Below are 26086 nucleotides of genomic sequence, written 5' to 3' on the forward strand. Positions count from 1 at the left end.
GCTGGCCACCGCCTCCATCCCACCTCGGAGTTCGCTCGGAGCGGCGGGCACAGCCTGCGCACAGCGGCTCCGAGGTAACTCCGAGGCGGCGGTGACGTGCTGACGAGGTGCGGCGGCTTGGGTGTGGACGACCAACCACGGCCAAGGGAAGAGGGCACCGTGCGCAGAGCCGGGACGAAGACGTATCGCCGCGCGGCGGGACTGATCGTGACGTCCGCGGCCGTGGTGGCCACCGCGGCCTGCGGCGGTGGTTCAGCGGGCTCGGACGGGTCCGGCAGCGCCGACGGTGGCCGGAACACCGCGTTCGCCGCGTACACGGACTGTCTGCGACAGAACGGCGTGACCGTCACCATGCCCTCGGGCGGACCACGAACCCGGCCCTCGGGTGATGCCGGCTGGCCGTCCGGCATGCCGCGCCCTGAGGGCAGCGCCGGTGTGCCCCGGCCGTCGGGCAGTGCGGGCTTCCGCAACGGAGGCGGCTTCCCGGGCGGAGGCGGCATGGTCGGCAAACCGGACGGTGTGGACGAAGCGACCTGGCAGAAGGCGCAGGAGGCGTGCTCCTCCCTGCGCCCGTCGGGCCGCCCCGGCGGTGGCAACGCCAACCGAGGCGACGGCCGCAACGCCGCGTACGAGAACTGTCTCAAGGAAAACGGCGTGACCGACCCGGCCAAACTGGACCCCACCGAAGCCACGGCCAAGGCGATCGAGACCTGCAAAGTGCTGCAGCCAACCGCAAGCCCCTCCCCCACCGCCTGACGAGAACCCCACCCGCCCTGCAAACCGACCCTCGACTCAGCGCTGCCTGCACCGAACTCCGCGCCGGCGTTGCCGTAACCCCCGTGACGGCGACGCCGGCGCGGCCCGCGGATCCGATCAGATACCACCGTGCCGTCCGAGGAGCGTGCCCCCCGCTTCCCGGACGGCACGGCTTCCTCCCCGCCGCCGTTGTAGGTTGAGCCAACCCACCAGCGGCGGGCAACCCTTAGCAAGCGCCCGGCGCTGAATGTCGAGCACAACCCAGCAGCGGCAGGCGACGAGTCAGCAACGTCGGGCACCATTCGTTGAGCCACCCCCGCAGCGACAGGCGCCGAGTCAGTAGCGCCGGGTTTGTTCGTTGAGGCGGGCCCAGCGGCCGGCACGTTCGCGGCGGCGGCAGGCGACCAGGTGGCCGGCGAGGATCGCGGGCTGGCCGCCGCGCACGCAGGCGTCGGCGCCAGCGGTCAGCACTCCGGCGACCATCTCGGCCGGTGCGCCTTCGTCGACCAGGGCGACGATCATCGTGCGGGACGGGAGGGCCTGGCGGGCGGTGGCGACATCACGGACCGTGGCCGCGGCGACCAGCACGATCTCGTCGGGTTTCAGGTCGTCGAGGTCGGCGGCCCGGCGCAATGACCAGCCGGGCGGCAGGTGGTGCGGGAGGCCGGCCACCCGGCTGGGATGGCCGAGGTAGGCCACCACCGGCAGCGGGCCGGGGGCGGCGGGCAGACTCGCCGGGTTGATCGGAAGGTCGGTCGCGGTGGCGGTGAAGTCGCGATGACCCAGGTTGCTGTTCAGCGAAACGAGCATGGCGCTCATCCCCCTTCGGCGGGCTGTCCTTACCCCCTCACCATTCGCCTGCCGCCTGAGCCGCCCATGTGCCTTGCCTGTGCGTTTGTTGTCAGCCTCATCGAGGTTCGCTGATCAGTCCGGCGTGGAGGCCACGACACACTCGGCGCCCGCGACGGGCAGCAGCAGCACGGTCAGTGGCTCGGCTCGTGGCGGCCGGCGGCTGGTGGCGGCTGGTGGTTACGCCGACTGGCGGGGGACTATGCGGACGATGTCGGCGGCGGGCAGGGTGGGGGCGGCGCGGCCGTTCATTGCGGCCACGACCGTGGCGGCCAGGTGGGCGCCGACGACGGACTGGTCGGTGGTCACCGTGGTGAGCGGCGGGTCGGCCAGGCGGGCGGCGGGGATGTCGTCGACGCCGATCACGGCCAGGTCGGCTGGTGCGGACGAGCCGAGCTGGCGCAGGCCGGCGAGCACGGCGAGCGCCACCTCGTCGTTGTAGGCGCACACCGCGGTCACCCCGGTGGCCTGCCATCGCCGTACGGCATCGGCCGCTGCCGGGGGATCGAGCGGGACCGTCAGGCCGACCGGCGTCGGCAGGCGCCGGGCCGCGCACGCGGCTCGGACGCCGGCCAGCCGCGGCTCGGCGAAGAACCGCACCCGCGGGTCGTCGGGGTAGGCGTAGCCGAGCCTGGTGTGACCGGCCTGCGCGAGGTGCTCGGCCTGGCGGCGCCCGACCAGCTCCTGCGGGACGGCCAGCTCGTGCCCGCGGTGGCGGCCGGACAGGGCGACCACCAGCGCCACCCCGGCCGAGCGCATCGCGGCGATCTCGGCGTCGGAGAAGCCCGAGTACGCGATGACGGCGGCCGGCGTGATCGCCTTCCACAGGTCGGCGATCGGGCGGTCCGCGCGGTTGCCCGGGTGCACGACCAGGGTGAGCCCGTGGTGGGCCAGCGCGGCGGAGAGGTGACCGAGGTTGGAGCCGACCTCGGTGCCGATCGGCCAGTCGGGCAGCAGGCAGAGCACCACGTCGGAGCGGCCGGTGCGCAGGGTGCGGGCGGCGGCCGAGGGTGAGTAGCCGAGCTGGGCGGCGGCCTCGCGGACGCGGTCGCGGGTGCCGGCCGAGATGGTCTGGCGCGGCGTGTCGTTGAGGACGTAGCTGACCGTCGCACGCGACACCCCGGCCAGGCGGGCGACGTCGGCGCTGGTGACTCGTTTGGTCGTGGAGTCGGCCATGACAACCCAACTTACACGTGTAACCATGGGGTCATGACGTCCGACCTCGCCGCCCTGGTGAAATCCCTCGATCTGCCCGCCAAGGTGCGCCTGCTGACCGGCGCGACCGCGTTCACGCTCGCCGGGGAACCGTCGATAGGACTGCACGAGATGCGCTTCTCGGACGGTCCGACCGGCGTCCGCGGTCTGAAGTTCACCGGCGGGCGGGTGGCCACCCTCTTCCCGAACGCGACCCTGCTCGCCTCGACGTGGGACGAGCGGACCGCGTACGAGGTCGGGAAGCTCCTCGCCGAGGAGGCGATGGCCCAGCAGGTGCACGTCGTGCTGGGCCCGACGATCAACCTGCACCGCACGCCGCTGGGCGGTCGTCTCTTCGAGGCGTACTCGGAGGATCCGCTGCTCACCGGCAAGCTGGCCGCCGCTTACGTGCGGGGCCTGCAGGACAGCGGCGTCGGCGCGTGCCTCAAGCACCTGGTGGCCAACGAGAGCGAGACCGAGCGCAACACGGTGAACTCGGTGGTCGACGAGAAGACGCTGCACGAGCTGTATCTCCTGCCCTTCGAGATCGCGGTGGACGAGGCCGGCGCCTGGTCGATCATGGGCGCCTACAACGACGTCAACGGGGTGGCCGCGACCGAGCACAACTACGTGAACAACGAGGTCATCAAGGGTGCCTGGGGATACCAGGGGCTGATCATGTCGGACTGGTTCGCCACCAAGACCGCGGCGCCGGCTGCGAACGGCGGTCTCGACCTGGTGATGCCGGGGCCGGACGGGCCGTGGGGTGAGGCCCTGGTCGCCGCGGTGCGGGCCGGTGAGGTCGACGAGGCGGTCGTCGACGACCACGTCACGCGGCTGCTGCGGCTGGCCGAGCGGGTGGGTGCGCTGGGCACGCCTCGCGATTACCCCGCCGATCTGCCGGCTCCCGCTTCCCTCGTACGCCGGGAGCAGTTGACCAGGTTGGCCGCGAGCGGCATCACCGTGCTCAAGAACGACGGCGACCTGCTGCCGCTGGACCGATCCACCAGTGTGGCGCTGATCGGGCGGCACGCGGTCGAGACGATCGACATGGGCGGTGGCTCGGCCGTGGTGAACCCGCCATACCAGGTCACCGTGGCCGAGGGCCTGACCGGGCTGCTCGGCGACCGGGTCACCGTGGTCGACGGGGTGGACGTGCGGACCCGGCCGGTGCCCGCGCGCGGCGGCTTCCTGACCGCTCCCTCCAACGGGCAGCCGGGCATCGACGTCATCCTCTGCGACGCCACCGGCAACGAGCTCGAACGACGGTTCTGCCCGCTGGCCAAGACCATGATCGGCATGGACGACGACTTCACCGGGACGGTCACGACGGCCCGGCTGGTGGGCGACGTGCACGCCGACGGACAGGCCGAGCTGGGTGTCATGGGTGTCGGCGACTGGAAGATCTCCGACGGCACCACCTTCGCGCTGCGGACCTCCGGGCGCGGCATGGGCGAAGAGGTACTCACGCCGCCCACCCGGACTTTCGTCCCGTCGTCGGCGCCGGCCCGTTTCGAGGCCGAGGTCGCGGTGCCCGGCATGGGGCTTTACGGCCTGATCGGGAAGCCGGCGGCGCGGGAGACGGTCGACGTGATCGACGAGGCGGTGCGGGCGGCGGCCGGCACCGACGTGGCCGTGGTGGTCGTCGGCCTCACCGAGGAGCAGGAGACCGAGGCGGTCGACAAGAGCACGCTGCAGCTGCCGGGCGCCCAGGACGCGCTGGTCGAGGCGGTGGCGGGAGCGGCCCGCCGGACGGTCGTGGTGGTCAACGCGGCCACCCCGGTGCTCATGCCCTGGCTGCCGCGGGTCGATGCCGTGCTCTGGGCCGGGCTGCCCGGTCAGGAGGGCGGGCACGCCGTGGCGGCGGCCCTGCTCGGCGACATCGAGCCGGCCGGGCGGCTGGTCACCACCTTCCCGGCGGCCGACGGGGCCGCGCCGGCGTGGTCGGTGACCCCGGTCGACGGCCGGCTGGAATACGCCGAGGGCACCTTCATCGGCTATCGCGGGCACTTCGCGGGCCGGGCGCCGGACCCCGCCTTCTGGCTGGGTCACGGGCTCGGCTACGGCGAGTGGCAGTACAGCGACGTGCGGCTGGTGACCGGCGACGCGCCGTCGATCACGGTCACCGTGAAGAACGTCGGCCGGCACGAGAGCCGTGAGGTCGTCCAGGTCTACCTGCGCCCGGTCGAGCCCGACGAGCCCGTCCGCCTGGTCGGGTGGACCGCCGTGACCGTCGAGCCGGGCAAGGCGGCGCGGGTCACCGTGCACGCCGACCGCCGGCTGTGGCGCCGCTGGGACGCCGAGGCGCACGCCTGGTCGGACCGGCTGGCCGACGGCGGCGAGTTCCTGGTGGCACGCGGCCTGGGTGACGTGCGCGCGACAGTGTCCTGATCGTGGCGGCGGTCGCCTGGCATACTCGTCAGCTGAGCTTGCCGGGCAGGCCGTCCCAGGCCCACGGGCGCCGTGGGGCGGCCGGACCTGCCTGGCGTGACGTACGACCGTCAGGATGACGCCGTGACCGCTGCGCCCGAACGCGAGAGGCTCGAGTCGCTCGAGCCCTCCGGTGCGGTGCGCCCGGACGACATCCTCGACGCGATGCGCCGCGAGGCCGAACGTCACAAGGCGCTGCTGGCCGCCGGCCGCACCCTGGTGCCCAACCACTACACAGTCGGGCTCTCCGCTTACGACCACCGCCGCTGGGCCCCGCACGCGGCCCGGCTGGCGCAGGAGCTGGCCACCCGGCAGGCGGCGCTGATCGCCGAGCAGGCCTGGATCGTCTACGGCGACGTGTCGGTCGAGGTCTTCCAGGGTGACGACCTCGACACCGGCACCTTCCGGGTGGCGGCCCTGCTCGAACCGGATCCCCCTCCCCCGCGACCGGCCCCGCCGCCCGACGACACCGTCGCCACGCTGGTCAGCGCCGAGGGCCAGGCGTGGGGCCTGCCTCCGGGCCTGACCGTGCTCGGCCGCGACCGGGAGGCCGGCGTCCGGCTGCGCGACCCCGGCGTGTCCCGCCGCCACCTGATCATCGAGGTCCACGACGACCGGATCACCCTGACCGACCTGGGCTCGCACAACGGCACCCGGGTCAACGGCCACCCGATCGCCACCGTCGACCTGCGCCCGGGCGACACCATCGAGATCGGCGGCACCGCTCTCACGCTGCGCATCCGCTGAGTGGCTCACGGCAGGTCCCCGATGTCTTCCACCAGGCCGAAGTTGTAGATGTGGCGGTTGACCAGGGCGGGGTCGATCGGTCCGGCCGGGAGTGGCGCCGGGGACCACGGCAAACCCGACGGCCCGGTCTGCACCTCGACGTTGTCGGGCGGTGACCAGGCGGGAGCCGGCCCGTCGTGCAGCACCTGGGTGCCGGCGATCTCTCCGCTCACCGGGTCGATCAGCAGGTCGTAGGCCTTGTCGGGGCCGAGGAAGCCGAGGAAGCTCCCGGCCGGCGCGGCGAAGCGGACGATCACCAGGCGGCGGCCGTCCACCCCCGTTTCGCCGACGCTGACCGGGAGATCCCTCAGCAGCTGGTAGAGCGCGACCCGTCGCTCCGCCGGAAGCAGCGCGTCGAGGATCACCATCTCCCAGATGCCGCTCCACACCTGCTCGTCCTCGGAAACGACGTCGACCGTGACCCGGTCGATGAGGTCGCGGCGAGCCGCGGCCGGGTCGGTCGGGCCGGCCAGGAACGAGGTGAGCTTGAGGAAAGGCCGCTTCCCGAGGGGGAGGGACCGGTAGCGGTCCTTCGCGTTCTCCTGCTCCCACGCCGCCGAGGCCCGGCCGGGGTCGGTCAGTCCCTCCTCGGCCGAGCCGAGATAGGTCGTGGTCGCGGGCTCGATCCAGGTCTCGATGCTTCGCCGGAAGGGACGACCGTCGAGCGGACTGATCTCGACGATCTCATCGTTCTGATACACGAGTTGCCCAGCCCGGGGCCGGAAGGGCGTTTTCCGGCCGGCCGCCGTGATGAGCTCGTCGAACACGCGCCGCACCCGGGCCGGCTCGGACGACACCGGCTCGGGCTGCGGCGGGGTCAGCGCCCTCGGTCGCAGGGAGGCCAGGCCCACGCCGACCACCAGGAGCACCGCAGCCGCGGCGGCGACCGGCACCCAGAACCGCCGCATCGTCAGCCGCCACGCGAGATGCCGCGGCGCGGGCTGCGCGAAGACGCGCTGCCGGACCCGGGCCAGCGACTCGTCGGACGGCTCGACGACGCCGGGCGGAAGGTTCCGGACCGCGATCAGGTCCTCATCCATGGGCGTCATCGCGCACCCTCCTTTTCCAGTGCCGCCCGCACCTTGGTCCGGGCCCGGTGCAACGCCGACTGGACCGACCCGAGCGGAATGCCCAGAGCTTCGGCGATCTCGGCATACTCCAGCTCGGCCACGGCGAAGAGCATCAGAACGTCGCGCTGGCGGGTGGGCAGTTTCGCGATCACGGCCGAGAGCCGGGCCACCGACCGCTCGGCATCGACCCGCCCGGCCGCCGCCTCGTCGTGAGCCGGGTCGTCGGCCGCGACCGCCCGCGTGTTGTCCCGCAGCGCCTGGAGCTCGGCCCGCCGATGCCGGCGCAGCAGGTTGGTCGCGATGCCGTAGAGCCAGGGCAGCCACTCGCCGCGCTCGGGATCGAACCGCTCGCGCCGCTCGTGGGCCACCAGGAACGTCTCGGCCACCACATCCTCGGCCAGCTGCGGACCGACCCGGCGTGTGCAGTAACGCAGCAGCTCGCGGGCATGCCGATCGAACAGCTCCGCGAGTTCGTCGTGCTGCGTGGCGGCCCGGATCGGCGTCATACCTGTACTTGTCTCAACTCGACAGTCATGTTCCCGGATATTCGAGACGGCGGATCGCGCCGCCCGCAAGTCAGGGGCGGGCCCGGCCGGCCACGACGTTCCCGGCGGTGGCGGGCAGCCGGAACGCCTCGACGGCGGGGACCACGAGCAGGACCGCGAGCGCCAGGAAGGCGAACCGGAACCGGGGCTCGGCCCCCTCGGTGAAGCTTGCCCCCAGCCGTACGAGAAGGGCTCCGGACGCCACGCCCAGGCCCGCACCCAGCTCCTGAACGGTCGACATCAAGGTGTTGGCGCCGGTCATCCGGTTGGCTGGGACGTCGGCGAAGGCCAGCGTGTTGTAGGTGCTGAAGCCGATCGAGCGGAACGTGCCGCTCAGCGCGAGAACGAGCAGGACCAGCAGCAACGGCGTCGAACCGGTCAGCGACGCGAGGCCGATCAGGCAGGCCGCGGAGGCGAGCACGGCGCCCAGCATGACCGTGCGCATGCCGTAGCGGCGCATCAGCGGGGTGGTGACCGGCTTGATGCCGATGTTGCCGGCGAACAGGGCGATCACCACCAGGCCGGCCTGCGCGGCCGTCCAGCCGAAGCCGAGCTGGAAGAGCAGCGGCAGCAGGAACGGGATGGCGTTCATGACCGCGCGGAAGACCGAACCGCCCAGGGCCGTGACGCGGTACGTGCGCACGCGCAGGATGCGCAGGTCGACCAGGGGGTTCGCGGCGCGCAGCAGGTAGCCGATCGTGGTGACCAGCGCCGAGGCGGCCAGCACGAGCAGGGCGATCGCGAGCGGCCACCGGGGACGCTGCTCGGCGACGCCCTCGAGACCGGCCACCAGGGCGGCCGTGCCCGTGGCGACCAGCACAAAGCCGCGCCAGTCGAGCCGGCGGGGCGTCTCGGCCCGCACGTCGGGGATCAAGCGACGGGCCAGGGGCAGCGCGAGCAGGCCGAGCGGGACGTTGACCAGGAAGATCAAACGCCACGACGCGTACGTGCTCAGGACGCCACCCAGCGCCGGCGCGATCAACGGCGCGGTGAGCGCCGGCCAGGTCAGGTAGGCGATGGCCCGTACGAGATCGGTCTTGGCCGTGGTCCGGATGACCACCAGGCGGCCGACCGGCACCATCAGGGCGCCCCCGACCCCCTGCAGCACCCGGGTGCTCACCAGCATCGGCAGGTTGACCGCGGCGGCACAACCCACCGAGGCCAGGGTGAACACGACGATCGCGACGGTGAAGACCCGGCGGGCCCCGAACCGCTCGGTCAGCCAGCCGCTGATCGGGATGAAGACGGCGAGCGTGAGCAGGTAGGCGGTGATCGCCACGTTCACGGTGACCGGCTGCACCCCGAGGTCCCGGGCGATGTGCGGGGCCGCCGGGGCGATCACCGTCGCGTCGAGGATCTCCATGAAGAAGGCCCCGGCGACCAGCAGAGCGAGACCCCGGGCCGTCCTGTCCATCCCCCGATCATGGGTGCTGGAGGGAGATCAGCGGAAGTGACCCCCCGGAAGGAACTGGGCCGGGCGCAGTGCGCGGTCGGTGATCCGGACGTCGCCGATCCAGCCGTAGAAGCCCTGGCCGTAACTCAGGTCGAACGACGTCGCACCGATCACGAACGGCCGGCCGACCGTGGCGATGCCCCGCGCGGGCTGGGCCGGGTTCCGGGCGATCTTGGAGCCGTTGACGTAGACGATCGAGCGCTTGCCGTCGTTGACCACCGCCAGGTGCTGCCAGACGCCGGTCGGCAGGGCGTGGCTCCACGAGGTCGGGTTGTGATCGCCGACCTCGGAATAGAGCACGTACTGCAGGAACCGCTCGCCCGAGATGTTGAGGCTGCATGTGGGCTCGAGATCGGACCAGCCGCTGTGCTTGCCCGCGTCCCCGGCGCGGGCCTCCCAGCTCAGGATGCCCATCCAGGCGTGGTCACCCTCGAACGGCTCGGGCAGCTTGACGAACGCCTCGATGGTGTAGCCGCCGAGGAACTTCGCGCTGTTGATCGGGGCGTCGCCCGCAGTGTGCAGGATGGCGCCGCGGTCGGGGCCTTTGCCACCGTCGAAGCGCAGGCTGGCATGGGCGGGGGCACCGACATGATGCTCTGCCGAAACGGTCAGCGTCCGGTCGGTGCTGTTGGCGAGCCGCCGTACGGTGAGGTGGTTGCCCTTCCCGCTGAGATCCCTGATCTGGGCGCCGTCGGCGACCGACTGACCGCTCTGGTCGAAGCGCCAGTAGGCGGCGGTGTGCCGGTCGACGACCTGAGCCGCCGGACGTGGGCGGGGCGCGGCCACCGGGAAGCGCTCGTCGAAGTCGAACTCGAGACTGAACCGGTCGACGTCGCTGGTCAGCTCGATGGTCTCGGCCTCCAGCGGGGTGCGACGGGCGGGGTCGCGGGCCAGGAACCAGGGCGCGAACGTCTCGACGTCGATGCGGTTGCGCACCAGGTCGAAGCGATAGAGCCGGATCATGCCGGCGCCGCCGTAGTAGCGGTCCTGGTAGTTCGTGATGTGCACGTGGACGTCGTTTCCGGCGTCGTTCTCGAGGACCGTGCGGCCGGGCGGCCAGTAGTGCCCGTTCAAGGTCAGGAAGACCTGGTCGTTGCCCTTGATGAGCTGGTCCCACAGCCGCTGACCGTTTCCCGAGAGGTACGCCTTCCCGGCGTCGTCGGCGTAGGCCAGGTCATGGGTCGTGACGATCGTGGGAACCCGGTGCCGGCTGAGGATCGTCTGCGCCCAGGCGAGCCCGCTGTCCGAGATGCGCCAGTCGAGGGCCAGGATCAGCCACTTCTTACCGGCCGCCTCGATCAGGTGGGCGCTGTTGTAGCCGTCCGTCGAGGCACCGAGGAAGGTCTTGGACCTGCGCTGGCGCTGCGGGCCGAAGGTCGACAGGTACGCGCTGGGGCCGCGCTGGTCGTCCTTCGAACCGTCGATGTCGTGGTTGCCGGCCAGCACGCTGTACGGCAGCCGGCCGTCGATGGCGGTGAACGTCTGACCGGCCAGCACGATCTCCTGCTCGGTGCCGTGCTCGGTGACGTCGCCCAGGTGCGTCAGGAAGGCGATGTTGTCCTCGGCCCGCTGCTCCAGCAGGTATCCGAAGGTCTCGCGCAGGGGCGCGGGGTCGGCGCTGTCGGCGTCGAAGAGGTATTGGGTGTCGGGCAGGACCGCGATTGCGAAGCGGGGGCTGTCCTGGTCGAACCGGCCGGCCGTGGCCTGCGCGGGCGCGGCCGGGACAGCGGTCGTGACGAGGGTCGCGGCGGGGGCGGCGACGGCCGCCCGGAGAAGATTCCTTCGTTCCACGCCCGTCAATATGGCCGCCGCACCGCAACATCAGGCGGCGCCCGAAAGAAGCCCGGCCGAACTTCATGATCTTCCTGGTGAGCCACCGCCTCCCCCACCCACCCGGGCGCTGAGGCTACGCCTTTTGAATGGGGCGAATCGCCTTATCCACAGGGGGAGTTCCACGTGTCGATGGCGGTGCGGCCGTGGTCGAAGCCGAGGATCGACAACGTGGCGGTGCCCAGCTTGAGCCGGCCGCCGCCCTCGGCCGGCATCCCGACCCAGCGGGCGCCGACCACCCGCAGCGCGTGCCCATGGCCGATCAGGGCCACGTCACCCTCCTCGAGCAATGGTCGGACCCTGCCCAGTACGCGGTCGATGCGCTCCTGGATCTGTGCCGGTGACTCGCCGCCCGGAGCACCGTCGCGGAACAGCCACCAGTCCGGATCCGTCTGGTGGATCTCCGCCGACGTGATGCCCTCGTACGAGCCGTAGTTCCACTCGACCAGGTCGTCGGTCGTCTCGGTGACCTTCAGCCCGGCCAGCTCGGCGGTGCGCAGCGCACGGTGCCGGGGGCTGGAGATCACGGCCACGAAATTCCGGTCCTTGACCCGGGCGGCGACCGCCTTGGCCTGGCGCTCACCCTCCTCGGTCAGGTCGAGATCGGTGTACGACGTGTGGCGGCCGTTGGCACTCCACTCGGTCTGCCCGTGCCGGATCAGCACGATCTCGCCCATGGTGACTCCTTCGTCGGTTCGTTCTTTGTACCCCGCCGGAGCCCCGGGGGCACAAAAAAGGCGGCTCCGCACCGAGCGGAGCCGCCTTCTTTTACTTGAGCAGGTCTTCGAAACTGACCGTCAGGGCGAACGGGTCGGTCACCGTGGCCGCCTCGCGGCGGTCGACCTCGGTGGCCAGCTCGGCCGCGGCCCGGGTGATGCGCGACTGCAGGAAGCCCTCGGCCGAGTCGGCCCCCCAGTCGTCGGTGGCGGCGAAGACCGAGGTCGGCACGACCACCGCGCGCAGGTAGGCGAACAGCGGGCGCAGGGCGTGCTCGAGCGCCAGCGAGTGGCGGGCCGTCCCGGCCGTCGCGGCGATCAGCACCGGCTTGTCGACCAGCGCGTCCTTGTCGACCACGTCGAAGAACGACTTGAACAGGCCGCTGTAGCTCGCGGTGAAGATCGGCGACACGGCGATCACCGCGTCCGCCCCGGCCACCGCGTCCAGGGCCTGTTTCAGCGCCCCGGGCGGGAAGCCGGTGAGCAGGTGATTGGTGATGTCGTGGGCCAGATCCCGCAGCTCGATCGTCGTGACGTGCAGTTCGATCCCGCGCTCGGCGGCGGCGGTGACCGCGGCCGCGGAGAGCTGATCGGCGAGCAGGCGGGTCGACGACGGCTGGCTCAGGCCGGCCGCGACGACGACCAGGGTGCGCTGCTTCATGCGGACACCTTTTCCTTGGCCGTCTTGGCGGCCAGCAGGGAAGCGTGGGTGGGGGCGTCCGGCACGTGGGCCGGCTTGAGGGCGGCGAACTCCTTGCGCAGCACCGGCACGACCTCGTCGCCGAGGATGTCGAGCTGCTCGAGGACCGTCTTGAGCGGCAGGCCGGCGTGGTCCATCAGGAACAGCTGGCGCTGGTAGTCGCCCACGTAGTCGCGGAAGCCGAGCGTACGGTCGATGACCTGCTGCGGGCTGCCGACGGTCAGTGGCGTCTCGCGGGTGAAGTCCTCCATCGACGGGCCGTGGCCGTAGACCGGGGCGTTGTCGAAGTAGGGGCGGAACTCCTTGACCGCGTCCTGGCTGTTCTTGCGCATGAACACCTGACCGCCGAGGCCGACGATGGCCTGGTCGGGGTCGCCGTGACCGTAGTGGGCGAACCGCTGACGGTAGAGCTCGATCATGCGCTGGGTGTGCGACGCCGGCCAGAAGATGTGGTTGGCGAAGAACCCGTCACCGTAGAAGGCGGCCTGCTCGGCGATCTCGGGGCTGCGGATCGAGCCGTGCCAGACGAACGGCGGGATCTCGTCGAGCGGGCGCGGCGTCGAGGTGAACGACTGCAGCGGCGTACGGAACTTGCCCTGCCAGTCGACGACGTGCTCGCGCCACAGCTTGTGCAGCAGCGCGTAGTTCTCGATGGCGAGCGGGATGCCGGCCCGGATGTCCTTGCCGAACCAGGGGTAGACCGGCCCGGTGTTGCCGCGGCCCATCATCAGGTCGACGCGGCCGGAGGACAGATGCTGCAGCATCGCGAAATCCTCGGCGATCTTCACCGGGTCGTTGGTGGTGATCAGCGTGGTCGCCGTGCTGAGCAGCAGCTTGTCGGTCTGCGCGGCGATGTAGGCGAGCGTCGTGGTCGGTGACGAGGAGAAGAACGGCTCGTTGTGGTGCTCGCCGAGCGCGAAGACGTCGAGGCCGACCTCCTCCGCGTGCTTGGCGATGGTCACGATGTCCTTGATGCGCTCGTGCTCGGTCGGCGTGCGCCCGGTGGTCGGGTCGGTGGTGACGTCGCTGACGCTGAAGATTCCGAACTGCATGACCGCTCCCTCTCCGCCGGGACCCGTTGCATCCCGTTGACTGCCCTGCACAACCACACCAACGGCGGAAGTATTTCAAATCTAAAAGAACCTCGCTGCGGCCTGGCTCACATCTCGACCCGCATGTGCGTTGCGTGAGGTTGCAGTCATCGACTGTGATGAAAGGACTTTGAGCCGGGGAGAAGAACACACGTGCAGATTCTGATCAAGATCATGGTCACGAGCATCGCCGGTGGCCTGACCTACCTCCTCACCAACGCCACCAAGCAGCCGGAAGTCTGGCAGCTGACGATGTCGATCTTCGTGGCCGGCATCGTCCTGGTGGTCCAATTCCTCATCGACGCGGCCGAGCAATCGCGCAAACTCGCCCGCGCCATCGGCGAGGACGGCGCGAAAGGGGCGCAGAGCCTGACCCAGAAGGTGCAGAGCATCAGCGAGGCCGCCACCCATCTCGCCCGCGTCGAGGATCTTCTCGGCCGCGACAGCATCGTCCGCCTGGTGGAGGCGGCCGGCCGGCTGAAGGCGGGCGAGGACTTCCTGCTGCAGTTCACCGACAGCCAGCTGAAGGGCCTGGCGAGCCTTCTCGAAGGTCTGCGTTCCGGGCGGGCGGACCACGCGGGCGAGAATCCCGACTGGCTTCTCGACCTCACCGACGCGGCGACCATCAGCATCGACGCCACCAGCATGACCTCGTTCGACCGATCGCACGGTTTTGTCGACGAGGGCGATTTCTGGTCGAGCGAGCTCGGACTTCGCTATCTCGATCGGCAACGTCAGGCGGCCGAGCGCAATGTGCGGATCCGCCGGCTGTTCCTTCTCACCGACGACGCGGACGACACTGAACAGGTCCGGCACCTGCTGGAACCACATCGGAAGATCAATGTGGAGGTGCGAGTCCTGCGCCACGACGACATACCCTTCCTCTACCAGAAGGATCTTGAGGACTTCATCCTCTTCGATCAGAAGGTAAGCTACGAGCTTCAGACCGCAAGAGTGCTGCGGAGCGACGTGACGCCATCGATCAGTAACGTCGCCTTGGTGTCCAATCCCAAATTGACGGGAAGACGTAAGGACCGATTCGAGGATCTGTGGGGCGCCGCCCGGGATCCCGATGCCTCGGACACGGGACAGCCGACCTCGCCATCGGCGGCGCACTAGCGGTCCGAAGGCGTATCGACGGAGGGGGCCCGGTGAGCGAAAGCCATCCACGTTCCATGTCGCCATCTGCCAATGTTGCTGACCGGCCCGAGGATGTCAGCGGGTTCATCTGGGAGAGATTCAACTCCGACGCCTATTTCACCGCCAACTACGGCCGGCTCCGCTCGGACGACGCCACCATCATCAAGATTGTCGCCGACTACTTCAAGAAGAATCAGCCGGTCCCCGATCTGGGTCAGGCCATCGATGTCGGTCCCGGCGCCAATCTGTACCCGGCCTTGGTGATGTTGCCCTATGCCTCGCGGGTCACCCTGTTCGAGCGCTCCTTCGCCAACCGTGACTGGCTGGCCCGCGAACTGGATACGCCGCACGGGTCCTGGTGGCAGTTCTGGGATGCGATCTCGGCCGGCCGGTCGGCCTACGACCCGATCAACAAGCCGCTGGAGACCTTGCACGGCCGGGTCAGGATCGAGCGCGGCAACGTCTTCAGCCTGGAGCCCGACCAGTACGACGTCGGCACGATGTTCTTCGTGGCCGAGTCGATCACCAGCCGGATCGACGAGTTCCAGCGGGCCACCCGGCTCTTCGTCAACGCACTCAAGCGGAACGCGCCGTTCGCCGCCGCGTTCATGCGGCTGTCGTCCGGATACGTCGTCGCCGGCGAGCGCTTCCCGGCGTGTTCGATCGACGAGGACGACGTGCACCGGGCGCTCGCTCCGGTGGCCCGCAACGTGACGGTCCATCGAGTCCGCAGCAAGGGACTTCGCCCCGGGTACGACGGCATGATGGTCGCCACGGGACGGCGGAAATGACGGCCGGGACCATCGGTGAGCCCGGCCGATTCACCGCCGGAAAAGACACGTGCCGCAAGCTCGAATGCGCGCATCCCGCGCTCGCGTCAGGAGGCTAGTCTCAAGATATGGCCTCCCTTCGAGCGGATGTTCTGATCATCGGCGCGGGCGTTATCGGTCTGACCACCGCCGTTCGCCTTGCCGAGCGGGCCCGGCTGGCGAAACGCGATCTTCGCATTGTGATCTACAAGGGTCAGGCGGCCGGCCAGACCAGCTCGTATGCGGCCGGCGCCATCTTCGATCCCTACATGGCCGAGCACAAGAACAATGCCGTCCGCGACGAGTGGGCCGCGGCGACACGTCAGCGGTTCGAAGCTCTTCATCGCCAGCGCTTCTCCTGGGCCCGGCTGCTCAAGGGCATCGAGGCGTCCCGCACTCCCTTGCCGACGCCGCCGTGGGCACCGGCGCTACCCGGCTATCGGCGATGTGCTCAGGCGGATTTACCACGAGGTTTCGACTCCGGATGGCATTATCTGTCCCCCTTGATCGAAATGCCGTCGTTTCTCCGATGGCTCGAGCGACGGCTGAGGAAACTGTCGGTCACGATCGAGGATCGGCGACTGAGCAATCTGAAGCAGGGCTTTCTCGACGCCGGAATTGTCGTGAACTGCACGGGGATCGGCGCCCGCACCCTGGTGCCTGACGATGAGGTCCGGCCGATCCGCGGGCAGCTCGTGGTCGTCCGCAATCCGGGGATTCACGAGTTCTTCGTCGAGCACGTCCCGGACCCCTACATCGGCGACACCACCTACGTGCTTCCGCACGGTGACTTCTTGCTGCTCGGCGGCAGCGCCGAGCAGGGTGTGTCCGACCTGCGGTGGGACACCGATGTGGAGGAGGCGATCCTGCGGCGGTGCCGCGAGGCCTTCCCCGTGCTCGCCACCGTCAGCCCGATCAAGGAGCGCCGCCGGATCGGGATCAGACCGCACCGCCCGACGGTCCGCCTCGAGCACGAGGACTTCGGCGACCGCCACATCGTCCACAACTACGGCCATGGCGGCTCCGGGGTCAGCCTCTCGTGGGGATGCGCCGATGAGGTCGCCCGCATCATCGACGACATCCACGAGAAGGCCCGGCTGTCCGTGCCGGCCCTGTGAGCACAGCGTCCGCGCCGCCCGCTCCGTGAGCGCAGCATCCGGGCCGCCCGCTCCGTGAGCGCAGCATCCGGGCCGCCGGCGTTCCGACGGCCCGGACGCTGTGCTGATCAGCGGCCCTGGAGGCGCTTCACGTTGTCGCCGAAGGTCCAGGCCTTCGAGCCGTCCCAGTTGATCGACCAGGTCATCAGGCCCTTGATGCCGGGGACGCTGTTGTAGGCCTGGGTGACCAGCGCGGGTGTCATGTAGCCGCCGCCCGCGCCGGGCTGGGCCGGCAACCCCGGCACCTGCTTGTCGTACGGGATGCGGATCGTGGTGCCCTGGATCGTCAGGCCGTTGTTGAGGCACTGGGTCTGGACGGTGAAGCCCTGGACCGTGCCCGCGCCGTACGAGTCACCGGCGCAGCCGTACATCGAGCCGTTGTAATACTGCATGTTGAGCCACCACAGGCGGCCGTTGTCGAGGTACTTCTTGATGATCGGCAGGTACGAGCCCCAGATCGAGCCGTAGGTGACGCTGCCGCCGGTGACGTAGGCGGTCTCCGGAGCCATGGTCAGGCCGAAGTTGGCGGGCATCGCGGCCAGCACCCCGTCGATGATCCGGATCAGGTTGGCCTGCGAGGTCGACAGCTGGTTGATGCTGCCGCTGCCGGTCAGGCCGGTCTCGATGTCGATGTCGATGCCGTCGAAGTTGTATTGGCGCAGGATCGGCACGATGGTCGCGACGAACCGGTCGGCGACGGCACTGGAGCTCAGGTCGACGCCGGCGGTCGCGCCGCCGATCGACATCAGGATCGTGGCGCCGGAGGCCTTGGCCGCGCAGATCTCGGCGGCCGTCGGCACCTTCACGCCGGCGTCCATGCCGTTCTCCCACAGCACCGTGCCGTCCGAGCGGATCACCGGGAACGCCGCCATCAGGACGTTGTAACCGTGCTGGGTGATCCGGCTGTCGTTGATCGGGATCCAGCCCAGGCCGGGGTGCACACCGTTGCTCGCGCCGTCCCAGTTCTCCCAGTAGCCCTGAAGCACCTTGCCGGCGGGCTTACCGCGGACCGCGCAGCCCACCGGGGGCGAGGTGGTGGTCGGTGGGGTCGTGGTGGGAGGCGGGGTCGTCGGCGGCGGGGTCGTGGTGGGGGGCGGCGTGGTCGGGCCGCCCGTGCAGGTGCCCAGGTCGCGCCACAGCGTCGGGGTGGCGGCCGGGTTCCAGCCCGTGCCCGCGTACGCCGTGTGGGTGACCAGCGCCTGGTAGAGGTGGGCGTTGTAGGTGACCTGCTGGCCCGCCGTATAGAGCGGGCCCTCCCGCCAGACCGTGCCCGAGCAGGCCACCGCGGCGGAGGCCACGCCTCCCCCGGTCACGGCGACGGCGAAGACCCCGGCCGCTACTCCGAGCGCTGCGGCCAGCGCCACCAATCGACGACGGACACCCATGGCGACTCCCTAGATGCTTGCGTGACACGCGTTAGGCACATCATGGAGTTCACATGTGTGAATATCAAGGGTTCTTAACAGTCAGCGGCACATCCAGGTACGCCGCATACACCTCCAGGGCTTCCGCCGCCGCGTCGCGATCACGCACGGTGAAGGACGTCAATGGCCGGACGGTGACGGTGACGCCCTTGCGGGTGAGCGTGCGGGTCCAGGTCGCGCGCACCCGCCCACCCTGGACCAGGGTCGAGCGGAACACGCCGTTGCCCCCCGGGATGATGGCGGCGAGGTCGTCGGCGGACGCCATCAGCGAGCGATCCTTGTAACCCAGCAGGTATTCGTCGAAGCCGGGCAGCGCCAGCCACTCGCCGGCCCCGAGATCGGGCGTGCCGGCGGCCATCACCATCTCGGCACCGTCCACGTCGACCGTGGTCAGGGCCTCACCGGCGACCGCGATACCCGTGCGGCAATCGGTCATGGTCAGACCCGTCCAGCCGACGAAATCCTTACGCGACGCCGGCCCGTGGCTGCGGAAATAGCGCACCGCGATGATGCCCAGCGCCTCCTCCCGCGACGGCCGCCGCGGCGACGGGACCCACTCGTCGAGCAGGACGAACGTCTGCTCCTTGCCGACATGCGGGGCGATGGCCGTGACGCCGCGCTGAGCCGCATACCAGAGCAGGTGATAACCACGCTGGCCGGCGACCTCGACCCCGCCCTCGACCATCGCGGCCAGGCACTGCGACCGGGTGAGCCGGCCGCCGCCCTTGAGCGCGGCCCCGAGCACCTCGACCGCGAGATCGACCGTCGCCTCGTCGAGCCCGAGGGTCTCCCGGCGCTTGGCAGCACCGCCCAGAGCGCGGACGCCCATGATCTCGAGCATCCAGTGCGCGTCGACCGCGGGGACGAAGTGGACAGTGCCCCGCATCGGCCACGTGCGCAGCACGGATCTGTCCTCGAGCGCGTCATTGACCTGGGCCAGAGTGACCCCGGGCAGACGGCACCCCAGCGACCACAGAGCGCTGTTGACATCCTGCGCCTGCATGGCGCCGAACCACTCGACGACGCCGGCCACGTCAGCCGGGGCGTTGCCGCGCAGCAACAAGCTGGTCATCCGCAGGCCCAGGGCCGTCGTCCCATCCATGACGACGACCCTAGAGCCCGGGTACGACAGAAATCAGCGGCCGCGCTGCGACCGGTACAGCTTGATCAGCGCGTTGGTCGACGAGTCGTCGTCCGTGGCCGGCGCCGACGACGAGGTCAGCTTGGGCGCGAGCTGGTTGGCCATGACCTTGCCGAGCTCGACACCCCACTGGTCGAACGAGTTGATCTGCCAGATCGTGCCCTGGGTGAACGTGATGTGCTCGTAGAGCGCGATCAGCTGACCCAGGACGGCCGGCGTCAGCTCCTCCGACAGGATCGTCGTCGTCGGGTGGTTGCCCTGCATCACCCGGTGCGGCGCGATCGCCGGGTCGGTGCCCTCGGCGAGCACCTGCTCGAGCGTACGGCCGAAGGCGAGCGCCCCGGTCTGGGCGAAGAAGTTCGACATGAACAGGTCGTGCATCTCGCCGATGTCGTGGTTGGGCTTGCTGAACCCGATGAAGTCGGCCGGGATCATCTTGGTGCCCTGGTGGATCAGCTGGTAGAACGCGTGCTGCCCGTTGGTGCCGGGCTCGCCCCAGAAGACCTCGCCGGTCTGATAGGTGGCCGGCGAGCCGTCGAGCCGCACCGACTTGCCGTTGCTCTCCATCGTCAGCTGCTGCAGGTAGGCCGCGAACCGGTGCAGGTACTGCGAATACGGCAGGATCGCGTGCGACTGCGCGCCGAGGAAGGTGTCGTACCAGACGTTGAGCAGGCCGAGCAGCGCCGGCACGTTCGACTCGAGCGGCTCGGTGCGGAAGTGCTCGTCGACGGTGTGGTAGCCGGCGAGCATGTCGGCGAACTGCTCCTTGCCGATCGCGATCATGACCGACAGGCCGACCGCCGACGGCAGCGAGTAACGGCCGCCCACCCAGTCCCAGAAGCCGAACATGTTCTCGGTGTCGATGCCGAAGTCGGCCACCCGCTGGGCGTTGGTGCTGACCGCCACGAAGTGCTTGGCCACCGCGTCGGCCCCGGCGTCGCCGCCGAGCCCGGCCAGCAGCCAGTTGCGCGCCTCGGTCGCGTTGGTCAGCGTCTCCTGCGTACCGAAGGTCTTGGACACCACGACGAACAGCGTGCTGGCCGGGTCGAGGTCGTGCGTCTTCTCGTAGAGGTCGGTCGGGTCGATGTTCGAGATGAAGCGGCACTCGATCTCGGGCGTCTTGAAGGCCTTCAGAGCCTCGTACGCCATGACGGGGCCCAGGTCGGAGCCGCCGATACCGATGTTGACCACCGTCTTGATGCGCTCGCCGGTGTGACCGGTCCACTCCCCGGACCGGACACGGTCGGAGAAGGCACCCATCCGGTCGAGAACCTCGTGGACGTCGGCCACCACGTCCTGCCCGTCGACCACCAGGGTCGCGTCGCGGGGCAGGCGCAGCGCGGTGTGCAGGACGGCGCGGTCCTCGGTGACGTTGATGTGCTCACCGGCGAACATCGCGGCGATCCGCTCGCGCAGCTTGGCCCGCTCGGCCAGCGCCAGCAGAGCGGTCAGCACCTCGTCGGTGACGAGGTTCTTGCTGTAGTCGACGGTGAGATCGGCGACCCGCGCGGTGAGACGCTCGCCGCGGTTCGGATCGCTGCCGAAGAGGTCGCGCAGGTGCACGGCGTTGAATTTCTCGGCCTGGCCCTGCAGCGTCTGCCACTCGGTGCTGTCGGAAACGTGATCGCTCATTGTCCTAGTCTCTTCCTCGAACCCGGACTCCCGGGCTAATCCTGGCACGAATCGTCTCAGTGCGACGGCGACGCCGGGGAGATCACCAGGCGAACGACGCGTTGCATGGCCGGCATCACTTTCTCGGATCCTCCCCCGCGGTCCGCAGTGCCACCCGGAAACACGCGATACCCACCCACGGGGCCGGCGATGCATAGAGCGCGCACAGGCCGGCCACAGAGCGGGCGTAGGGCCGCGGCCGACTCTTACCGCCATGACGACCTTGATGGAACGGCCCCCCGCCGCCGCGCCGCCCCGGCACCAGGCGCCGAGGGCCCACCGGGACCGCCGATGGCCGGTTGTGGTGCTGCTGCTCGGCGCCGCGGCGCTCTACCTCTGGGACCTGAGCGCGTCGGGCTGGGGCAACAGCTTCTACGCGGCCGCCGCGCAGGCCGGGGCGCAGAGCTGGAAGGCATGGCTGTTCGGCTCGCTGGACGCCGGCAACGCCATCACCGTCGACAAGCCACCGGCCGCGCTGTGGGTGATGGGCCTGTCCGCGCGCCTGTTCGGCGTCACCAGCTGGGCCGTGCTCGCCCCGCAGGCACTGATGGGCGTGGCCAGTGTGTGGTTCCTCTACGCGGCGGTCAAGCGCTGGTCCGGCACCACGGCCGGACTGCTCGCCGGGGCGGCGCTGGCACTCACCCCGGTGGCGGTGCTGATGTTCCGCTACGACAATCCCGACGCGTTGTTGGTGCTGCTGATGACGGCCGGCGCCTACACGACAGTCCGCGCCGTCGAGCAAGCGTCGTGGAGGTGGCTCGCGCTCACCGGCGTACTGCTGGGCTTCGGCTTCCTGACCAAGATGATGCAGGCCTTCCTGGTGCTGCCCGGCTTTGCGCTGGTCTATCTGATCGCCGCGCCGACCGGCCTCGGCAAGCGCGTCCGCGACCTGCTGATCGCCGGGCTCGCCCTGATCGCGTCGGCCGGCTGGTATGTCGCTCTGGTGTCACTGTGGCCGGCGTCGTCGAGGCCGTACATCGCCGGTTCCACCAACAACACGCTCTGGGAACTGGCGCTCGGCTACAACGGCCTCGGCCGGATCCTCGGCGGCTCCGGCAACGGCGGCGGTGGCGGGAACACCGCGTTCGGCGGCTCGACCGGCCTCGGACGCCTCTTCGGCCCGGCGATGGGCACGGAGATCTCCTGGCTGCTGCCGGCCGCGCTGATCGCCCTGGTCGCCGTCCTGGCCGCGACCTGGACGGCTCCGCGCACCGACCGCACCCGGGCGGCCATGGTGCTGTGGGGCGGCTGGGTGCTGATCACCGGCCTCACGTTCTCCTACATGAGCGGCACCATCCACCCGTATTACACGGTCGCGCTGGCCCCCGGCATCGCCGCGCTGGTCGGCATCGGCGGCCGGTACCTCTGGCTCCACCACGACCGCCTGTGGGGCCGCGCCCTGCTGGCCGCGATGGTCGTCGCGACCGCGGTGTGGGGCTGGGTCCTGCTGGGCCGCACCGACTGGCTGCCGGCGCTGCGGTGGGCCTCGCTCGGGCTGGGCGTGGCCTCCGCGCTGGTGCTGCTCGTGCCGGGCCGGCGTCTGCGGCGGCTGGCGGTGGCGGCTCTGGCCGCGGCCGTTCTCTCGGCGGGTGCCGGCGGTGCCGCTTACGCGGCAGCCACCGTCTCGGTCCCCCACACCGGCTCGATTCCCGCTTCCGGTCCGTTGGGGTCTCTCCCGGGCATGGGTACGGGCGGTGGCGGCTTCAAGCGCAACGGCGCCTCCGACGGCGCCGCGAGAGGCCCATCGGGCTCCGGCTCCGCACCGGCTCCCGGCACGGCTTCGACCGGTGACGCCTCGTCGGCGTCGGGCACGGGTACGCCCCCGGAGTCGTCAGCCTCCACCACGTCAGGTTCAGACTCCGCCACCGGCGGTTCCGATTCTTCGTCGAGCTCCGGCGCGGCCGCCGCGGGCCGGGGCACGAGTTCCAACAGCGAGCTGAGCGCCCTGCTGGAAGCCGGCACCACCAAATGGTCGGCCGCCGTCAGCGGCGCCACCTCAGCCGCCGATCTCGAACTGGCCAGCGGAACCTCGGTGATCGCCCTGGGCGGCTGGAACGGCAGCGACCCCTCCCCCACCCTGACTCAGTTCCAGTCCTACGTGGCCGCCGGCCAGATCCACTACTACATCTCCGGCGGCGGAATGGGCGGCGGCGGCACAGGCGGCGGCGCAGGCGCAGGCGCAGGCGCAGGCGGCGAATCCACCCAAGCCAGCCAGATCGCCGCCTGGGTAGCCGACAACTACACAGCCACCACAGTCGGCGGCACCACTGTCTACGACCTGACCGCCACAGCCCACTGACACCCGAAGTCCCGGAGCCCCGCGTCCCGCCAGACGCGGGGCTCCGCGCGTCTGCCCGGTCGCAAACCCGGCAAACCCGATCCGTCCATCACCCACCCAACCGAGCGACACCCTCAGCCGTCCGCAGCCATCAACCTTCGCTGCCGCTCCCGATCCGTCCCGCAATGGGCCCGTACCAGCCGCTTCTGTCCCGGTCGACCACGACCCGGCGGATCGCCCGACCAGCCCGAGCACCGGCTGCGCCGACCGGTCTCGCCCCACCCACTCCGAAGCTTCCTAGGAGGCTAGCTCGAAGTCGGTGAGCGACTGGCCGGTCGAAGCGCACCCTCGCGGCTCGCGCAGCCGTCCCCCTGGTAGGTCGAGGCGCAGGACAGGGCGGCCCGATTCACGTACGGGGAAGGCTCTCCAAGGCGAAGCGTGCGGCGGGCAAACCGGTTTGCAGCAGGCGCCCGGCTTCCCCGGCGGGGACCGGGCGGGACAGGAAATAACCCTGGCCCAAGTCGCAGCCCATCTCGCGCAGGGCGGCCACCTGGCGGGCGTTCTCGATACCCTCGGCGACCGTCTGCATGCCGAAGCGCTGGCCCAGGCGGACGATGGTGCAGACCAGCGTCTCGTCCTCGGCGTCACCGGTGCCCAGGTGGTCCACGAAGGAGCGGTCGATCTTCAGGACGTCCATCGGGAAACGGCGCAGGTAGGCCAGCGACGAATACCCGGTGCCGAAGTCGTCCATGGCCAGCATGACGCCCAGCGCCTTCAGGCTGACGATCCGGGCCAGGTTCTCGTCGGTGTCGGTCAGCAGCACGCTCTCGGTCATCTCGAGGCAAAGCCGGTCGGCCGGCATGCCGGTCTCGGCCAGCACCCCGGCCACCGTCGCGGCCAGGTCGCCCGCCTCGAACTGGCGCACCGACACGTTCACCGCCATCTTGACCGGGCGGCCCCAAGCGACCGCCTGGCGGCACGCCTCGGCCAGCACCCAGCGGCCCAGCGGCACGATCAGCCCGGTCGACTCGGCCAGGCCGATGAACTCGAGCGGCGGCACCATCCCGCGCGCCGGGTGGTTCCAGCGCACCAGCGCCTCGAAGCCCACGATGTCGCCCGTAGCCAGGTCGACCGTCGGCTGGTAATGCAGCACCAGCTCGTCGCGGACCAGCGCCAGCCGCAGGTCGTCGGCCAGCGACAGCCGCTGCATCAGCGCGTCGTGCATCCTCGGGTCGTACGACGCGTACACCCCGCCACCCGCGTCCTTGGCCCGGTACATGGCCAGGTCGGCGTTGCGCTGCAGCTGCTCGATGTCGCTCGCGTCGCCCGCCGAGGCGATGCCGATGCCCGCGCCCACGTGCAGTTGGCGGCCATCGATCAGAAACGGCGCGTCGAGGTGGTCGAGGATGCGGCCGGCCAGCGCCTCGGCGTCCGCGCGGGCGTCCGGCGAGACGACGATCACCGCGAACTCGTCACCGCCCAGGCGGGCCACCGTGTGCGGCGCCGGGACGGCTCGTAGCAGCCGGGCCGCGACGTGCACGAGCAACTGGTCGCCGGCGGCGTGCCCGAGACTGTCGTTGACCTCCTTGAACCCGTCGAGGTCGAGGAAGAGCACCGAGATGTGCTCCGGGTCGATCTGCTCGGCCACGGCGGTGGCCAGGCGCTCGCGGAACAGCGCGCGGTTCTCGAGCCCGGTCAGCGCGTCGTGATAGGCGTCGTGGCGGAGCTGGTCCTGCAGCTGCCGGGCGTCGCTGACATCGCGGGTGTTGAAGACGAGACCCGCGATGTACGGGTCGTCGAGCAGGTTGGTGATGGTCACCTCGGACAGGCGCCGGCGGCCGTCCTGGTGGGGCAGCAGGACCTCGATCGTCGTCATGCCGCCCGGGCGGTCGACGACGTCGTCGATCGCAGCCTGGACCTGCTCGGCCGAGCGCGCTCCGATGACGTCGACCAGCCGGTGCCCGACGAGCGTCGACAACGGGAAACCGAAGATCCGCTCGACCGACGAGCTCTGATAGCGGATGGTCGAGTCGGCTTCCAGGATGGCCAGCGACTCGGAGCTCTGCTCGACGAGCGCCCGGAACCGCTGCTCCCGGTTCGCCAGTTCGGCCGTACGGTCGGTGACCCGCCCCTCGAGCCGGCGCGCCAGCTGGTGGTTGTCGCGGGCCAGCAGCACGCCGCGCAGCACGATGAGCAGGATCGAGAGGTACCGGCACCAGGTGCCGACGGCGGTGGGCGTGCCGCCCAGGGCTATCCACACACTGCTCAGCACCAGGCTCAGCACCACCATGCCGTACGGCAGGACGACGCCCACCGACCAGCGGCTGGCCACGGCTTGGTCACCGGCGGTGCGGGCGGCGAGCGGATCACGCCGGGCCCGCACGATCGCCAGCAGGACCAGCGCCAGCCCGGCGCACCAGCCCACGGCGGCCAGAGTCGGCCCGTCCCCGTCCCCGTCGCCGGCTCGCAGCCGGAGGGCGGCGCTGTCGGCCACCGCCATCAGCAGCAGTCCGCCGCAGACGAGGGCGAGCGTCCGCGAACCGGGACGGCGCGGGCTCCAGTGGACGAGCCCGATCAGCGCGACCGTGCCCAGCAGGACGTCGGCCGTCGCGTGGATGACGGCGTCGCGTACGCCGGCCGCCGTCGCCGGCTGGATCACGAAGTTCCACGAGGTCACGAACAGCGAGAAGCCAACGAGAAGCGTGTCGATGCCGGTGCGGGTCCGGGTCAGCCGGTTGCCTCGCGACGACGGGACCACGAACAGGTACAGCGCCGCCAGGATCACCAGGGTGACGATGGGAACCGTGGCGCCGGCCGTCATCGGATCCCCTTCCCCGCGTACGGGACGCGCCTGCCGCAAGCCCCGATCAGCAGAATCGGAATATCGGGCCGTGACCTGAGAAAATGGCCGCGGCGGCCCTCCCGGAGGGAGAGCCGCCGCAGCGGTGAAGAAGTCAGCTCACTTCTTCTTCTTGTTCTTCTTGTCCTTTTTCTTGTCCTTCTTGGACTTCTTGGCCATGGTGGACCTCCCATCGGCGACGTCGGC

At 70.3% G+C, this 26086-nt stretch carries 20 protein-coding genes; 7 read left to right on the plus strand and 13 right to left on the minus strand.

What is annotated here, in order from left to right; translation table 11 throughout:
* Window positions 1-159: 159 nt before the first annotated feature.
* Window positions 160-756: a hypothetical protein gene (locus tag NAG42_RS38895; RefSeq protein WP_250037415.1), complete on the plus strand. Its 597-nt coding sequence runs from the start codon at window positions 160-162 to the stop codon at window positions 754-756.
* 336 nt (window positions 757-1092) lie between these two features.
* Here the strand turns inward: NAG42_RS38895 and NAG42_RS38900 are convergent, their stop codons facing one another.
* Both NAG42_RS38900 and NAG42_RS38905 read right to left on the minus strand, forming a co-directional pair.
* The gene (locus NAG42_RS38900) at window positions 1093-1566 is read right to left on the minus strand and encodes a hypothetical protein (protein ID WP_250037416.1); all 474 of its coding nucleotides are present in this window, start codon (window positions 1564-1566) and stop codon (window positions 1093-1095) included.
* Window positions 1567-1785: 219 nt separating this feature from the next.
* The gene (locus tag NAG42_RS38905; RefSeq protein WP_250037417.1) at window positions 1786-2781 is read right to left on the minus strand and encodes a LacI family DNA-binding transcriptional regulator; all 996 of its coding nucleotides are present in this window, start codon (window positions 2779-2781) and stop codon (window positions 1786-1788) included.
* A gap of 33 nt (window positions 2782-2814) precedes the next feature.
* On the opposite strand from NAG42_RS38905, the gene NAG42_RS38910 reads away from it, so the two are divergent.
* Entirely contained in the window at window positions 2815-5190 is a 2376-nt protein-coding gene (locus tag NAG42_RS38910; protein ID WP_250037418.1) for a beta-glucosidase family protein, read from the plus strand.
* Between the two features lie 123 nt (window positions 5191-5313).
* The gene (locus tag NAG42_RS38915; RefSeq protein WP_250037419.1) at window positions 5314-5976 is read left to right on the plus strand and encodes an FHA domain-containing protein; all 663 of its coding nucleotides are present in this window, start codon (window positions 5314-5316) and stop codon (window positions 5974-5976) included.
* A 5-nt stretch (window positions 5977-5981) separates the two neighbouring features.
* On the opposite strand, the gene NAG42_RS38920 is transcribed toward NAG42_RS38915, so the two are convergent.
* The 7 genes from NAG42_RS38920 to NAG42_RS38950 form a co-directional block, all read right to left on the minus strand.
* Window positions 5982-7064, minus strand: coding sequence for a hypothetical protein (locus NAG42_RS38920; protein WP_250037420.1), 1083 nt, complete (start codon window positions 7062-7064; stop codon window positions 5982-5984).
* Entirely contained in the window at window positions 7061-7591 is a 531-nt protein-coding gene (locus NAG42_RS38925; protein WP_250037421.1) for an RNA polymerase sigma factor, read from the minus strand. Before NAG42_RS38925 ends, NAG42_RS38920 begins: the two co-directional genes overlap by 4 nt.
* Before the next feature lie 70 nt (window positions 7592-7661).
* Window positions 7662-9044, minus strand: coding sequence for an MFS transporter (locus NAG42_RS38930; RefSeq protein ID WP_250037422.1), 1383 nt, complete (start codon window positions 9042-9044; stop codon window positions 7662-7664).
* 27 nt (window positions 9045-9071) lie between these two features.
* On the minus strand, window positions 9072-10874 hold the full coding sequence (locus tag NAG42_RS38935) for a laminin G domain-containing metallophosphoesterase family protein (RefSeq protein WP_250037424.1): 1803 nt from the start codon (window positions 10872-10874) through the stop codon (window positions 9072-9074).
* 143 nt (window positions 10875-11017) lie between these two features.
* Complete coding sequence (locus NAG42_RS38940; protein ID WP_250037426.1) at window positions 11018-11590, minus strand: histidine phosphatase family protein; 573 nt, start codon at window positions 11588-11590, stop codon at window positions 11018-11020.
* A gap of 91 nt (window positions 11591-11681) precedes the next feature.
* On the minus strand, window positions 11682-12290 hold the full coding sequence (locus NAG42_RS38945; RefSeq protein WP_250037428.1) for an FMN reductase: 609 nt from the start codon (window positions 12288-12290) through the stop codon (window positions 11682-11684).
* Window positions 12287-13381, minus strand: coding sequence for an LLM class flavin-dependent oxidoreductase (locus NAG42_RS38950; protein ID WP_250037429.1), 1095 nt, complete (start codon window positions 13379-13381; stop codon window positions 12287-12289). The genes NAG42_RS38945 and NAG42_RS38950 overlap by 4 nt, the downstream gene beginning before the upstream one ends.
* Window positions 13382-13573: 192 nt before the next feature.
* Between NAG42_RS38950 and NAG42_RS38955 the strand changes: the two genes are divergently transcribed.
* From NAG42_RS38955 to NAG42_RS38965, 3 genes are all read left to right on the plus strand, one after another.
* Window positions 13574-14539: a hypothetical protein gene (locus NAG42_RS38955; RefSeq protein ID WP_250037431.1), complete on the plus strand. Its 966-nt coding sequence runs from the start codon at window positions 13574-13576 to the stop codon at window positions 14537-14539.
* Between the two features lie 56 nt (window positions 14540-14595).
* Window positions 14596-15351 (plus strand): SCO2525 family SAM-dependent methyltransferase, encoded by a 756-nt coding sequence (locus NAG42_RS38960; RefSeq protein WP_250037432.1) that lies wholly within the window; start codon window positions 14596-14598, stop codon window positions 15349-15351.
* Window positions 15352-15458: 107 nt separating this feature from the next.
* The gene (locus NAG42_RS38965) at window positions 15459-16487 is read left to right on the plus strand and encodes an FAD-dependent oxidoreductase (protein WP_250037433.1); all 1029 of its coding nucleotides are present in this window, start codon (window positions 15459-15461) and stop codon (window positions 16485-16487) included.
* 107 nt (window positions 16488-16594) lie between these two features.
* Here the strand turns inward: NAG42_RS38965 and NAG42_RS38970 are convergent, their stop codons facing one another.
* The 3 genes from NAG42_RS38970 to pgi form a co-directional block, all read right to left on the minus strand.
* Window positions 16595-17911: a glycosyl hydrolase family 18 protein gene (locus tag NAG42_RS38970; protein WP_250037434.1), complete on the minus strand. Its 1317-nt coding sequence runs from the start codon at window positions 17909-17911 to the stop codon at window positions 16595-16597.
* Window positions 17912-17975: 64 nt separating this feature from the next.
* Entirely contained in the window at window positions 17976-19052 is a 1077-nt protein-coding gene (locus tag NAG42_RS38975) for a winged helix DNA-binding domain-containing protein (protein WP_250037435.1), read from the minus strand.
* A gap of 33 nt (window positions 19053-19085) precedes the next feature.
* The gene (gene pgi, locus NAG42_RS38980) at window positions 19086-20723 is read right to left on the minus strand and encodes a glucose-6-phosphate isomerase (RefSeq protein ID WP_250037436.1); all 1638 of its coding nucleotides are present in this window, start codon (window positions 20721-20723) and stop codon (window positions 19086-19088) included.
* A 253-nt stretch (window positions 20724-20976) separates the two neighbouring features.
* On the opposite strand from pgi, the gene NAG42_RS38985 reads away from it, so the two are divergent.
* Entirely contained in the window at window positions 20977-23061 is a 2085-nt protein-coding gene (locus tag NAG42_RS38985; protein WP_250037437.1) for an ArnT family glycosyltransferase, read from the plus strand.
* 385 nt (window positions 23062-23446) lie between these two features.
* Here the strand turns inward: NAG42_RS38985 and NAG42_RS38990 are convergent, their stop codons facing one another.
* Complete coding sequence (locus NAG42_RS38990) at window positions 23447-25861, minus strand: putative bifunctional diguanylate cyclase/phosphodiesterase (RefSeq protein ID WP_250037439.1); 2415 nt, start codon at window positions 25859-25861, stop codon at window positions 23447-23449.
* Window positions 25862-26086 lie beyond the last annotated feature (225 nt).

The sequence above is a fragment of the Paractinoplanes maris genome, from assembly GCF_023544465.1.
Taxonomy (GTDB): Bacteria; Actinomycetota; Actinomycetes; order Mycobacteriales; family Micromonosporaceae; genus Actinoplanes; species Actinoplanes maris.